General features: G+C 41.3%; 24 protein-coding genes. All 24 read left to right on the forward strand.

Going from position 1 to position 12,752, the window contains the following annotated elements:
- Nucleotides 1-5 precede the first annotated feature (5 nt).
- The 24 genes from rplV to rplQ all read left to right on the forward strand — a co-directional run bounded on the left by rplV (nt 6) and on the right by rplQ (nt 12,704).
- Entirely contained in the window at nt 6-434 is a 429-nt protein-coding gene (gene rplV, locus BLS28_RS09655) for a 50S ribosomal protein L22 (RefSeq protein ID WP_091165379.1), read from the forward strand.
- A 6-nt stretch (nt 435-440) separates the two neighbouring features.
- Complete coding sequence (rpsC, locus tag BLS28_RS09660) at nt 441-1,313, forward strand: 30S ribosomal protein S3 (protein WP_090529273.1); 873 nt, start codon at nt 441-443, stop codon at nt 1,311-1,313.
- A gap of 50 nt (nt 1,314-1,363) precedes the next feature.
- Entirely contained in the window at nt 1,364-1,786 is a 423-nt protein-coding gene (gene rplP, locus BLS28_RS09665) for a 50S ribosomal protein L16 (RefSeq protein WP_090529269.1), read from the forward strand.
- Between the two features lie 124 nt (nt 1,787-1,910).
- Nucleotides 1,911-2,120, forward strand: a complete 210-nt coding sequence (gene rpmC / locus BLS28_RS09670) for a 50S ribosomal protein L29 (RefSeq protein WP_090529266.1) — start codon at nt 1,911-1,913, stop codon at nt 2,118-2,120.
- Between the two features lie 25 nt (nt 2,121-2,145).
- The gene (gene rpsQ / locus BLS28_RS09675; protein WP_091166929.1) at nt 2,146-2,400 is read left to right on the forward strand and encodes a 30S ribosomal protein S17; all 255 of its coding nucleotides are present in this window, start codon (nt 2,146-2,148) and stop codon (nt 2,398-2,400) included.
- 1 nt (nt 2,401) lies between these two features.
- Nucleotides 2,402-2,770 (forward strand): 50S ribosomal protein L14, encoded by a 369-nt coding sequence (gene rplN, locus BLS28_RS09680; RefSeq protein WP_090529260.1) that lies wholly within the window; start codon nt 2,402-2,404, stop codon nt 2,768-2,770.
- A gap of 1 nt (nt 2,771) precedes the next feature.
- Entirely contained in the window at nt 2,772-3,101 is a 330-nt protein-coding gene (gene rplX / locus BLS28_RS09685) for a 50S ribosomal protein L24 (RefSeq protein ID WP_090529257.1), read from the forward strand.
- A complete protein-coding gene (gene rplE / locus BLS28_RS09690; RefSeq protein WP_090529254.1) occupies nt 3,101-3,664 on the forward strand; it encodes a 50S ribosomal protein L5 in 564 nt (187 codons plus the stop codon). The genes rplX and rplE overlap by 1 nt, the downstream gene beginning before the upstream one ends.
- Nucleotides 3,657-3,926, forward strand: coding sequence for a 30S ribosomal protein S14 (rpsN, locus tag BLS28_RS09695; protein WP_090529250.1), 270 nt, complete (start codon nt 3,657-3,659; stop codon nt 3,924-3,926). The genes rplE and rpsN overlap by 8 nt, the downstream gene beginning before the upstream one ends.
- A gap of 174 nt (nt 3,927-4,100) precedes the next feature.
- Entirely contained in the window at nt 4,101-4,499 is a 399-nt protein-coding gene (gene rpsH / locus BLS28_RS09700; RefSeq protein ID WP_090529247.1) for a 30S ribosomal protein S8, read from the forward strand.
- Between the two features lie 17 nt (nt 4,500-4,516).
- A complete protein-coding gene (rplF, locus tag BLS28_RS09705; RefSeq protein WP_090529244.1) occupies nt 4,517-5,074 on the forward strand; it encodes a 50S ribosomal protein L6 in 558 nt (185 codons plus the stop codon).
- A gap of 5 nt (nt 5,075-5,079) precedes the next feature.
- A complete protein-coding gene (gene rplR, locus BLS28_RS09710; RefSeq protein WP_090529241.1) occupies nt 5,080-5,430 on the forward strand; it encodes a 50S ribosomal protein L18 in 351 nt (116 codons plus the stop codon).
- Between the two features lie 12 nt (nt 5,431-5,442).
- A complete protein-coding gene (gene rpsE, locus BLS28_RS09715; protein ID WP_090529238.1) occupies nt 5,443-5,961 on the forward strand; it encodes a 30S ribosomal protein S5 in 519 nt (172 codons plus the stop codon).
- Nucleotides 5,962-5,967: 6 nt separating this feature from the next.
- On the forward strand, nt 5,968-6,147 hold the full coding sequence (gene rpmD, locus BLS28_RS09720) for a 50S ribosomal protein L30 (RefSeq protein WP_022833274.1): 180 nt from the start codon (nt 5,968-5,970) through the stop codon (nt 6,145-6,147).
- Between the two features lie 4 nt (nt 6,148-6,151).
- Nucleotides 6,152-6,598: a 50S ribosomal protein L15 gene (gene rplO, locus BLS28_RS09725; protein WP_091165398.1), complete on the forward strand. Its 447-nt coding sequence runs from the start codon at nt 6,152-6,154 to the stop codon at nt 6,596-6,598.
- A gap of 5 nt (nt 6,599-6,603) precedes the next feature.
- Nucleotides 6,604-7,947, forward strand: coding sequence for a preprotein translocase subunit SecY (gene secY / locus BLS28_RS09730; RefSeq protein WP_090529231.1), 1,344 nt, complete (start codon nt 6,604-6,606; stop codon nt 7,945-7,947).
- Between the two features lie 6 nt (nt 7,948-7,953).
- Nucleotides 7,954-8,745, forward strand: a complete 792-nt coding sequence (map, locus tag BLS28_RS09735; RefSeq protein WP_091165403.1) for a type I methionyl aminopeptidase — start codon at nt 7,954-7,956, stop codon at nt 8,743-8,745.
- Nucleotides 8,746-8,809: 64 nt separating this feature from the next.
- Entirely contained in the window at nt 8,810-9,028 is a 219-nt protein-coding gene (gene infA / locus BLS28_RS09740; RefSeq protein WP_022833270.1) for a translation initiation factor IF-1, read from the forward strand.
- Between the two features lie 4 nt (nt 9,029-9,032).
- On the forward strand, nt 9,033-9,149 hold the full coding sequence (gene ykgO, locus BLS28_RS09745; RefSeq protein ID WP_022833269.1) for a type B 50S ribosomal protein L36: 117 nt from the start codon (nt 9,033-9,035) through the stop codon (nt 9,147-9,149).
- A gap of 90 nt (nt 9,150-9,239) precedes the next feature.
- Complete coding sequence (gene rpsM / locus BLS28_RS09750; protein ID WP_090529226.1) at nt 9,240-9,617, forward strand: 30S ribosomal protein S13; 378 nt, start codon at nt 9,240-9,242, stop codon at nt 9,615-9,617.
- A gap of 142 nt (nt 9,618-9,759) precedes the next feature.
- Nucleotides 9,760-10,149 carry a 30S ribosomal protein S11 gene (gene rpsK, locus BLS28_RS09755; RefSeq protein ID WP_090529224.1) on the forward strand — a complete coding sequence of 130 codons (390 nt, stop codon included), beginning with the start codon at nt 9,760-9,762 and terminating at the stop codon, nt 10,147-10,149.
- 67 nt (nt 10,150-10,216) lie between these two features.
- Nucleotides 10,217-10,825, forward strand: coding sequence for a 30S ribosomal protein S4 (gene rpsD, locus BLS28_RS09760; protein WP_090529221.1), 609 nt, complete (start codon nt 10,217-10,219; stop codon nt 10,823-10,825).
- A gap of 178 nt (nt 10,826-11,003) precedes the next feature.
- Nucleotides 11,004-11,996 carry a DNA-directed RNA polymerase subunit alpha gene (locus tag BLS28_RS09765; protein ID WP_090529218.1) on the forward strand — a complete coding sequence of 331 codons (993 nt, stop codon included), beginning with the start codon at nt 11,004-11,006 and terminating at the stop codon, nt 11,994-11,996.
- 156 nt (nt 11,997-12,152) lie between these two features.
- A complete protein-coding gene (rplQ, locus tag BLS28_RS09770) occupies nt 12,153-12,704 on the forward strand; it encodes a 50S ribosomal protein L17 (protein WP_091165413.1) in 552 nt (183 codons plus the stop codon).
- The last annotated feature ends 48 nt before the right edge of the window (nt 12,705-12,752 follow it).

The raw sequence follows: 12,752 nt of genomic DNA on the forward strand, positions 1-12,752 counted from the left end.
AGGCAATGGAAGCAACAACAAAAATTAAAAAGTCTGTACTAATCAGGCAACAAAAAGAAGCTGCGAAAGCTCTTGTAGGCGGCGCTTCTGTTGCTAAGTTACAGGACTGCCCAACTTCACCACGCAAAATGCGTTTGGTGGTTGACTTGATCCGCGGTGAAAACGTTGAGAAAGCGTTATACATATTGAAATTTACTAACAAAGAAGCTGCTATTCGTGTAGAGAAACTTTTGTTATCAGCTATCAAAAACTGGGAAGCAAAAAACGAAGGCAAACGTGTTGAAGACAGCAACCTTTTTGTTAAGGAAGTATCTGTAGGCGGTGGCCGTCAGTTAAAAAGGTTACGCCCTGCTCCGCAAGGAAGGGGATACCGTATCCGCAAACGCTCAAACCACGTAACACTTGTTGTGGATAGTAAAAACGAAAACAATTAATTTGAAATGGGACAGAAAGCACATCCAATAGGTAACAGGTTAGGAATCATCAGAGGTTGGGATTCTAACTGGTTCGGTGGCAACAACTACTCCGATAAATTAGTTGAAGACGAAAAAATCCGCAAATACCTTTCAGCTCGTATTGCTAAAGGTGGTGTATCTAAAGTAGTTATCGAGCGTACTTTAAAACGCATTACCGTAACTATCCACACTGCCCGTCCGGGTATTGTGATCGGTAAAGGCGGTCAGGAAGTTGACAAGATCAAAGAAGAGTTGAAAAAACTTACCAAGAAAGAAGTTCAGATCAACATTTTCGAGATCAAACGTCCTGAGCTTGATGCACAATTAGTAGCAGAAGGCATTGCAAAACAATTAGAAGCACGTATCTCTTTCCGTCGTGCCATGAAAACCACAATCGCTGCAACCATGCGTATGGGTGCCGAAGGTATCAAGGTAATGACTTCAGGCCGTTTAGGCGGCGCTGAGATGGCACGTAGCGAGCAATATAAAGAAGGCAGGATTCCTTTGCACACTTTCCGTGCTGACATTGACTACGCATTAGCAGAAGCATTAACTACCTATGGTAAAATAGGTGTTAAAGTTTGGATCTGCAAAGGCGAGGTTTATGGCAAACGCGATCTTTCTCCAAACATTGGCGGTACCAGCAGCGCAAGCGGTAAAGGTGGCAGGCCAGAGGGCGGTGCACCAGGCTTTGGTGGCCGTGGTAACGAAAGAGGCGGCGAGCGCGGCGGTGAGCGTCGTGGCGACAGGAAACCAGGTGGCGATCGTCGTGGCGGTGGTAACCGTCCGGGCGGACAAGGTGGAAACCGTCCGGGTGGACAAGGTGGAAACCGTCCGGGTGGCCCAGGTAAGAGATAATAATTAAAGTACAAGACAAATATCGAATAACGATATAAAAGCTTAAGAAAATGCTACAGCCAAAAAGAACGAAGTTCAGAAAGATGCAAAAAGGCAGGATGAAAGGTTTAGCCACCCGTGGTGCTGAACTTTCATTCGGATCTTTTGGTGTTAAATCACTCGAAGCGGCATGGATCACCAGCCGTCAGATCGAGGCTGCACGTATCGCTGTAACACGTTTTATGAAACGTGAAGGACAGGTTTGGATCAGGATATTTCCTGACAAACCTGTAACCAAGAAACCTGCAGAGGTACGTATGGGTAAAGGTAAAGGTGCTCCTGAATACTGGGTTGCGGTAGTACGCCCCGGAAGGATCATTTTTGAAGCCGAAGGCGTGCCTTTGGAAGTTGCTAAAGAGGCTTTACGCCTTGCAGCACAGAAATTACCGGTGCAAACTAAATTTATTGTACGTAGGGATTACGTAGAAGCATAAATTGAGGAGTTAGTTGAAGAGTTGTAAAGTTTTAATGTTGTGAAGTTAGATGCCGAATTTCACCATTCAAATAAAAACAATACAACGTTTAAACTTACCAACAGACAACAAATAACAAAGAAAAATGAAGAACTCAGAAATTTTGGGCCTATCAACTGAAGAGATTGTTGCTAAGATCAGCGAGGAAAGGGCTACCCTAACCAAATTGAAATTCGCTCATGCAGTTTCAGCTATTGAGAACCCGTCCCGTATAACTAAAGTACGCAAAGGAATTGCTCAGTTAAATACTGAATTAACAAAACGTAAAGCGGCGGCCGCTTCTGAAAAGAATTAATTTTTTAAACATTCAGACAATGGAATTGGAAAGAAATTTAAGAAAAACACGTACCGGCCTCGTAGTTAGCAACAAAATGGAGAAATCTATCGTTGTGGCCGTTGAACGTAAGGTGAAACACCCTATTTACGGTAAGTTCGTAAAAAAGACTACCAAATTTATGGCTCATGATGAAACCAATACTTGTGGCGTAGGCGATACAGTATTGATCATGGAAACCCGCCCGCTGAGCAAAACCAAAAACTGGCGATTAGTTGAAATTTTAGAAAGGGCTAAATAAGATGGTACAACAGGAATCAAGATTAACAGTAGCCGACAATAGCGGCGCTAAAGAAGTTTTAGTGATCCGTGTATTGGGTGGTACCGGTAAAAGGTATGCATCAATCGGCGATAAAATTGTGGTTACCGTAAAAAGCGCTTTACCATCAGGTAACGTTAAAAAAGGTACCGTATCAAAAGCCGTAGTTGTGCGTACTAAAAAAGAGATCCGCAGAAAAGACGGTTCATATATCCGTTTCGACGATAACGCAGCTGTGTTGTTAAACAACCAGGACGAGCCAAGAGGTACACGTATCTTTGGCCCTGTTGCAAGGGAACTGCGCGAGAAACAATTTATGAAAATTGTATCATTAGCACCGGAGGTATTGTAACATGGAAAAGAAAGTAAAATTAAAGATCCGTAAAGGCGACCTGGTTAAAGTTATCGCCGGCGATTCAAAAGGATCACAAGGCAAAATCGTTGAGGTTTTGGTAGATAAGAACAGGGCTATTGTTGAAGGTGCCAATATGGTATCAAAACATACAAAACCTAATGCTGCTAACCCTAACGGCGGAATTGTTAAACAAGAAGCTGCTATACATATTTCAAACCTAATGCTGGTTGATCCTAAAACAGGTAATACAACCCGTGTTGGCCGTCAAAAAAATGACGCCGGCAAATTAGTAAGGGTAGCAAAAAAATCAGGGGAGGAAATTAAGTAATGACTTACGTACCAAGATTAAAATCAAAATACAAGGACGAAATCCGCACCGCACTGAAAGATAAATTTCAGTACAAAAGCGTAATGCAGGTTCCTAAATTGGAGAAAATTGCCATTAACCAGGGTGTAGGTGGTGCAACTACCGACAAGAAATTGATCGAAAACACCATCACTGAGTTAACTACCATCACTGGTCAGCAGGCAGTATCTTCAAAATCTAAAAAAGATATCTCAAACTTTAAATTGCGTAAAAATATGCCGGTTGGCGTACGTGTTACCCTGCGTGACAACACAATGTACGAGTTTTTGGATCGTTTAATCGCTGTAGCCCTGCCACGTATCCGTGACTTCAAAGGCATCAACGATAAAGGTTTTGATGGCCGCGGCAACTATACATTAGGTATTACTGAGCAAATTATCTTCCCTGAGATAAATATTGACAAAATCAATAAAATCCAAGGTATGGATATTACCTTTGTAACCTCCGCAACAAACGATGTTGAAGCATTGGAGTTGTTGAAACAATTTGGTTTACCATTTAAAAATCAAAATAGCAATGGCTAAAGAAGGTGTAAAAGCACGTGAAGTAAAGCGCGCAAAATTAGTAGCTAAATACGCTGAAAAAAGAGCTGCTTTAAAAGAAGCTGGCGATTACGCTGCTTTAGATAAATTACCAAAAGCATCATCACCGGTAAAACTGCACAACCGTTGCAAATTAACCGGCCGCCCTCGTGGTTATATGCGTCAGTTTGGCATCTCACGTGTTACATTCCGTGAAATGGCTCTTGAAGGCAAGATCCCGGGAGTAAAAAAAGCAAGCTGGTAAGAAGATATAAAAATATCGGATTTCGGAATTTCGATTTCGAAATTTCGATATTTTTAATTTTTTTTGAGATTGTGGCAAATTCGAACATCCGAAATCTCAAATACAAAATGAATTAACCGATGGAAGGTCGCCCGGGATGTTACCGGAAGGAAACCACCGTCATAACACAATAAAATGAATACAGATCCAATCGCAGATTATCTTACAAGAGTAAGGAATGCTATTAAAGCCAACCACCGGGTTGTTGAAATTCCTGCATCAAATCTGAAGAAGGAAATCACTAAGGTGCTTTTCGACAAAGGTTACATTGCAAATTATAAGTTTGAGGATAATGGTCCTCAGGGCACTATCAAAGTTGCTTTGAAATACCACCCGATAACTAAAATTTCTGCTATCCGCAGCATTTCGCGCATCAGCAAACCAGGTTTGAGGAAATACGCAGGTATGGAAAACATGCCACGTGTACTAAATGGTTTAGGTATCGCCATCCTGTCAACTTCTAAAGGCGTTATGTCTGATAAAGAAGCTCGTCAGCAAAATGTTGGTGGTGAGGTTTTATGCTACGTTTATTAACAGAAGAAATTTAAGCAATGTCAAGAGTAGGAAAAGCACCGATAGCACTGCCACAGGGAGTAACCATTACAGTTTCAGCAGATAATGTTGTTACCGTAAAAGGCCCTAAAGGCCAGTTGCAACAGGCAATAGATAGCGATATCACTATTGCACAGGAAGACGGTCAGTTACTGGTTCAACGCCCGTCTGATCAAAAACGTCACAAAGCGTTACATGGTTTATACCGCGCGCTTTTAAATAACATGGTAATTGGTGTAACCGAAGGTTACAAAGTAACCCAGGAATTAGTGGGTGTAGGTTACCGTGCCACCAATACCGGTAATACATTAGATTTAGTGTTGGGTTTCTCTCACCACTATGTATTTGAATTACCTCAAGAAATTAAAGTTACAACCACTGCTGATAAGGGTAAAAACCCAACCATCATCCTTGAATCAATTGACAAACAGTTAATTGGCCAGGTAGCAGCTAAAATCCGTTCATTACGTGCACCAGAGCCTTACAAAGGTAAAGGTATCAAGTTCCAGGGCGAGATTTTGAGAAGAAAAGCAGGTAAATCAGCATCTAAAAAATAATCGTCATGGGAGCTAAACTATCAAGAAGAGACAGGATTAAAAAAGGCATCAGGAAACGCCTTTCAGGGTCAACAGAACGTCCCCGCCTGTCAGTATTTAGAAGTAATAAAGGTATTTATGCGCAGATCATTGACGATGTAACCGGTAAAACTTTAGTTTCAGCATCATCTTTATCAAAAGATTTTGCCGCTGAAGGTACAAAATCAGATCAATCAGTAGCTGTAGGCAAACTGGTAGCTTCAAAAGCTATCGCTGCAGGTATTAAAGATGTGGTTTTCGACAGGAACGGTTACCTGTACCATGGCCGTGTTAAGTCATTGGCCGAAGGTGCACGTGAAGGTGGTTTAAACTTTTAATCGAAAAGAGAAATGTCAACAATCAACATAAAAAGAGTAAAAACAAGCGAGATCGAATTAAAAGACCGCTTGGTAAGCATACAGCGTGTTGCCAAAGTAACCAAAGGCGGCCGTACTTTCAGCTTCTCTGCTATCGTAGTAGTAGGTGATGAAAACGGTGTTGTAGGTTACGGTTTAGGTAAAGCTAAAGAGGTAACTGAAGCTATTGCTAAAGGCATTGATGATGCTAAAAAGAACCTGGTAAAAGTTCCAATCATTAACGGAACTGTACCTCATGAGCAAATTGGTAAATTTAGCGGTGGTTTTGTTTTCATTAAACCAGCAGCTAACGGTACCGGTGTAATTGCAGGTGGTGCTATGCGTGCCGTATTAGAGTCGGCAGGTGTACACAACGTATTGGCAAAATCAAAAGGTTCATCAAACCCGCACAACGTGGTAAAAGCAACCGTATCGGCATTAGCCCAGTTACGTGATGCAAATACAGTAGCACAACAGCGCGGAATTAGTTTAGGTAAAGTATTTAACGGATAATCAGTCATGGCTAAGATCAAAATAACACAGATTAAGAGCGTGATCGACAGAACGGAACGCCAGAAAAAAACAATCGAGGCTTTAGGCTTGCGTAAAATTAACCACAGTGTGGAAGTTGAGGCTACACCTGCTATAGTTGGGATGGTTAGGAAAGTGAACCACCTGGTAGCGGTTGAAAATATTTAATATCATGAATTTAAGTAATTTAAAACCTGCAGAAGGTTCAACCAAAAATAGAAAAAGAATTGGCCGTGGTACAGGTTCTGGCCGTGGCGGTACGTCAACCCGTGGCCACAAAGGCGCCGGTTCACGTTCAGGTACCAGCACCAAGGTAGGCTTTGAAGGCGGTCAGATGCCTTTACAGCGCCGTGTGCCTAAAGTGGGCTTTAAAAACCCTAACCGTGTTCAGTACACAGGTGTAAACCTTGACGTACTTCAGGAATTAGTAACAAAGTTTTCGCTTACTGCTGTTGATTTTGATACTTTGAAAGAGCACGGTTTGGTATCACGTAACGACCTGGTTAAGATCCTGGGCCGTGGTGAGCTTACTGCCAAATTAGAAGTTAAAGCACATGCATTTACTGCTACAGCTCAAAAAGCTATTGAAGCTGCAGGTGGTACCATAGTTAAGTTATAATTTCGATGAAGAAATTTTTCACCACATTATCCAATATCTGGAAAATCGAAGATCTGAGAGTGCGTATTACTAACACACTCTTATTTCTTTTAATATATCGTGTAGGCTCATTCGTGGTTTTGCCGGGCGTTAACGCCGCGGTAGCATCAACCCAAAAAGCAGAAGGATTAGTAGGATTGCTGAATATGTTTGCAGGAGGATCGTTTTCACGTTCCTCTATTTTTGCGTTAGGTGTTATGCCTTACATTTCGGCTTCAATTGTGGTGCAACTGCTGGGTATTGCCGTTCCGTATTTTACCAAATTGCAAAAAGAAGGTGAAAGCGGTCGCAACAAGCTTAACCAATGGACCCGCTACCTGACAATAGGTATTACCTTTTTACAGGCTATAGGTTACCTTAAATCGCAGGTTGCTGCTGATGCAAGGACTATTGCCGATCCTTTTACCTTTATCTTCATTAACACTTTTGTGTTAACGGCAGGTACATTATTTGTAATGTGGTTAGGCGAAAAGATCACCGATAAAGGTATCGGTAACGGTATTTCACTTATTATCATGGTGGGTATCATTGCTCAGTTACCAATGGCGTTTACTACCGAGTTCGTTTCGCGTAATGGCGGTGCCGGTGGTTTAATTGCTTTCATTGTGGAGATCGTAGGTCTTATTGGTGTGGTAATGTTTACTATACTGATAGTACAGGGAACGCGTAAAATTTCGGTACAATACGCTAAACGTATTGTGGGTAACAAACAATATGGCGGTGTACGCCAGTACATACCTTTAAAGGTAAATGCTGCAGGTGTAATGCCAATCATATTTGCTCAGGCATTGATGTTTATCCCACAAACTGTATCGCAGTTTTTCCCTAACGTATCATCAAACGGTATATTGATAGCTTTAGCTAACTATAACTCATGGGAGCATAACCTGTTGTTTGGGATACTGATCATCCTGTTCACTTACTTCTATACTGCTATTACGGTTAACCCTAACCAAATGGCCGATGATATGAAGAAGAATGGTGGCTTTATCCCGGGCATTAAACCAGGCCGTACTACTGCTGAGTTTATTGATGGCGTAATTTCAAAGATCACTTTACCAGGATCAGTATTCCTGGCTATTATAGCAATCATCCCGGCATTGGCCAGTTTGGTTGGTGTATCTCCGGTATTCGCAAGGTTCTTCGGCGGTACATCGCTGATCATCCTGGTGGGTGTTGTTTTGGATACATTACAGCAAATAGAAAGTCACTTGTTGATGCGCCATTATGATGGTTTAATGAAAACCGGACGGATTAAGGGACGTACAGCTATGCCTGCCGCTGCCGGTACCAGTCCGACAGCGATTTAATTAGCAATGTCAAAAATCAATTATAAGTCTGTCGAAGAGATAGAACTCATAAGAGAAAGTTCTTTACTTGTTTCAAAAACACTCGGAGAGATAGCTAAGGTTATCGCTCCGGGTGTTAAAACAATTGAACTGGATAAGCTTGCCGAAACCTTTATACGGGACAACGGCGGTGTTCCTGCCTTTTTAAACTATCACGGATTTCCTTATTCACTGTGTATCTCCCTGAATGACCAGGTTGTACACGGCTTCCCCGGATCGCATGTTTTAACTGAGGGCGACCTGGTATCAGTTGATTGCGGCGTTGTTTTAAATAAATACTACGGCGACTCCGCTTATACCTTTGCCATTGGCGAGGTTAGCGATCAGGTTAAAAAGCTGATGCGTGTAACGCAGGAATGCTTAAAGCTGGGTGTTGAAAAAGCGGTTGTAGGGATGCGGGTAGGTGATATCGGATACGCGGTACAGGAGCATGCCGAAAAGAACGGCTTTGGTGTAGTAAAGGAACTTGTTGGCCATGGTGTAGGATTAAAGCTGCACGAAAAGCCCGAAGTACCTAACTATGGCAAACGCGGTGCTGGTATCAAACTGGAAGAAGGCATGGTGATAGCCATTGAGCCCATGATCAATGCCGGCCGTGCCGGTGTTAAGTTTTGGGATGATGGCTGGACAGTTTCAACATCTGACAAGAAACCTTCGGCACATTATGAGCATACAGTAGCGGTACGAAAAGGTACTCCGGACATTTTATCGACGTTTGATTACGTAGAAAATGTTTTAAAAGAAAAAAATAATAATTAAATAATTTTTTATTAATTTTGCATCCCGGTTTTAGGGCGGATAATTAAGTAATAATCAACAAAATATGGCTAAACAATCTTCGATTGAGCAAGACGGTACAATTAGAGAGGCATTGTCAAATGCAATGTTCAGAGTTGAACTTGAAAATGGTCATGAGATTATAGCGCACATATCGGGCAAAATGCGTATGCACTACATTAAAATTCTTCCTGGCGACAGGGTGAAGCTTGAAATGAGTCCATACGATTTAACAAAGGGTAGAATAACCTATAGATATAAATAAAAAGATGAAAGTTAGAGCATCCATCAAAAAGCGCAGCGCTGATTGCAAGATCATCCGCCGTAACGGGAAACTTTACGTTATTAACAAGAAGAACCCGAAGTTTAAACAACGCCAGGGCTAAGAACAATTACTGAATTGGAGAATGATTGAATTACTGATGATAGCGATTCGATAATTCAATAATTCGATAACTCAATAAATTACAAGAAATATGGCAAGGATATCAGGTATTGATTTACCAAAGAATAAAAGAGGAGAAATCGGACTTACTTACATTTTCGGTATTGGCCGCTCAACAGCTCAAAGAATTTTGACTGAGGCTGGTATTGATTTTAATATCAAAGTACAAGACTGGACCGATGAGCAATTATCTTCTATACGCGGAATTATTAACGACCAAATTAAGGTTGAAGGTGCATTACGTTCAGAAGTGCAGCTTAACATTAAGCGTTTGATGGATATTGGTTGTTACCGCGGTACACGTCACCGTAAAGGTTTACCATTACGTGGTCAGCGCACTAAAAACAACTCACGTACCCGTAAAGGTAAACGTAAAACAGTTGCTAACAAGAAAAAAGCTACTAAATAGTGATTGGTGCTTAGAGGTTAGAGATTGGTTAATTGCCGCTTGATAACCTTTAAATCATCAGGAATACCTCATTTTGACAGTATAATTAATGGGTCCGGATTATTCGTTAATTCAGTAATTCATTAATTCAAAAATTAAAAAAATGGCTAAAGCTAAAAAAGTAACCAAGAAACGCATTGTGATTGTTGAGCCGGTTGGCGAAGCACACATCAATGCTACTTTCAACAACATCATCATCACCCTTACCAACAAAACCGGCCAGGCAGTTTCATGGTCATCAGCTGGTAAAATGGGTTTCAAAGGTTCAAAAAAGAATACTCCTTACGCTGCCTCACAAGCTGCTGCCGATTGCGGTAAAGTTGCTTATGACTTAGGTTTACGTAAAGTTGAAGTATTTGTAAAAGGCCCAGGTGCCGGTCGTGAGTCAGCTATCCGTACTTTGCAAACTGCAGGTATCGAAGTAACTACGATTAAAGATATTACACCGCTTCCACACAACGGTTGCCGTCCTTCAAAAAGAAGAAGAGTTTAATTAATATATTTTTTAAAGCTAAGATTCGGCAGCTGCAGGCTGCATGATACTTTAAGAACACACAAAAATGGCCAGATATACAGGACCAAAATCCAAAATTGCCCGTCGTTTCCGTGAGCCGATCTTCGGTCCGGACAAAGCGTTAGAACGTAAAAACTATCCTCCGGGCATGCACGGTGCTTCAAAACGTCGTGGAAAGCAATCAGAGTACTCTACTCAGTTGCAAGAGAAACAAAAAGTTAAATACACTTATGGTGTATTAGAGCGTCAGTTCGAAAACTTATTTCACCGTGCTTCTGCTAAAGAAGGTATCACAGGCGAAAACCTGTTGAAATTCCTGGAAGCTCGTTTAGATAACGCTGTTTTCCGTTTAGGTATTGCTCCTACACGTTCGGCAGCACGTCAATTGGTTAACCACAAACACATCACTGTTAACGGTGCTGTTGTGAACATCGCTTCATATGCATTGAAAGCTGGTGATGTGGTTGCAGTGCGTGAAAAATCTAAATCATTAGAGGCTATCACTACTTCAGTGGCCGGTAGAAGAATCAACAAATACAGCTGGTTAGAGTGGGATGCGAACAACCTTACAGGTAAATTCCTTAACTATCCTAACCGCGATGAGATCCCTGAAAACATCAAGGAAAACCTGATCGTCGAGTTGTACTCTAAATAAGATATGAGATATCAGATGTGAGATTTGAGAGTTTTTTCAAATCTCATTTCTGGTTTTCGTATATATGCAAATCACAAACAAAAGATTTGAATAAGCGTTTGAACAGCAGAGTAAATCTCACATCTCAAATCCCATATCTCAAATCAATTATCAAGTAAACAATAAATAAAGGATATAAATGGCAATTTTAGCATTTCAAAAACCAGACAAGGTTATCATGCAAAAAGCAAATGATTTTGATGGTACGTTTGAATTTCGTCCGTTAGAACCAGGTTTTGGTGTAACCATTGGTAATGCTCTGCGTCGTATCTTACTTTCATCACTTGAAGGTTATGCAATTACTTCTGTTCGTTTTTCGGGAGTAACTCATGAATTTTCAACCATCAAAGGTGTTGTTGAAGACGTAACCGAGATCATCCTGAACCTTAAACAAGTTCGTTTTAAGAAAACAGGTGAATCTGGCGACAGCGAGAAAATATTTGTTATTGTAAATGGCCAGGATGCATTTAAAGCAGGAGATATCACCAAATTCTCTAACAACTTTACTGTATTAAATCCTGATTTGGTACTTTGCAATATGGATCCGGCTGTAACGCTTGAAGTTGAGCTTACTGTAGGCAAGGGCCGTGGTTACGTACCAAGCGAGGAAAATAAAAATCCTGACGCTAACGTAGGTGTGATCGCTATCGACTCGATCTATACGCCGATCAAAAACGTAAAATATACCATCGAAAACTATCGTGTTGAGCAAAAAACCGACTATGAGAAATTAGTATTGGATATTGCTACCGATGGTTCGATCCACCCTGAAGATGCTTTGAAAGAAGCAGCGAAAATCCTGATCCAGCATTTTATGCTGTTCAGCGATGAAAACATGATGCTTGAAGCACAAGCTAAAGAAGAAACCAAAGAAGTGGATGAAGAGATACTGCATATGCGCAAGATCCTTAAAACCGAACTGGTTGATCTTGACCTTTCTGTACGTGCCCTTAACTGCCTTAAAGCTGCTGATATCCGCAGCCTTGCTGACCTGGTATCGTACGATGTTGCTGACATGTTAAAATTCAGGAACTTTGGTAAGAAATCGTTAACTGAAATCCAGGACCTGGTTAAATCAAAAGGTTTATCTTTTGGCATGAACCTGTCTAAATTTAAGTTAGACGAAGAATAAGAAAGAAGCAAGACGGTGAGAAGCAAGAATCAGGAATTTTATATCTTGACTCTTGATTTCTTGGCTCTTGATTCTTGTTGCAAACATTAAGCGAAAGCATAATTCCGAGGGCTTGAGCCTATCGCCCAACGGTATGCACGTGAAATATATAAAACAATGAGACACGGAAACAAAAACAATCACTTAGGCCGTACTACCAGCCACCGCAAAGCGATGCTGGCTAACATGGCATCTTCGCTTATTTTACACAAGCGTATCACTACAACATTAGCAAAAGCAAAAGTTTTACGCGGTTATGTTGAGCCACTTTTAACAAAATCAAAAAACGATACTACGCACTCACGTCGTACAGTATTCAGCTACCTGCAGGATAAAGACGCTACATCAATCGTTTTTCGCGAAATCGCTGAAAAAATTGCTAACCGTCCGGGTGGTTACACCCGTATCATCAAGTTAGAAAACCGTTTAGGCGATAACGCTGAAATGGCAATCATCGAGCTTGTTGATTACAACACTGTTTACGGTGCTGACGCTGCTGTTCCTGCTAAGAAATCAACCCGTCGTCGTGGTGGTTCTGGTGCAAAAGCTAAAACTGCTGCTCCTGTAGCTGCAGAAGAAGCTGTAGTAGTTGAAGACGTTAAAGAAGAGCCGGCTGCTGAGGCACCTGCACCTTCTGAAAACGAAGAGAACGCTGAAAAAGGCGAATAATTAATTATTCGGTTTAACAGATACTAAAACGGCACTGATCTATGATCG

Origin of the sequence: Mucilaginibacter gossypii, from assembly GCF_900100945.1 — a bacterium.
Classification (GTDB): Bacteria; Bacteroidota; Bacteroidia; order Sphingobacteriales; family Sphingobacteriaceae; genus Mucilaginibacter; species Mucilaginibacter gossypii.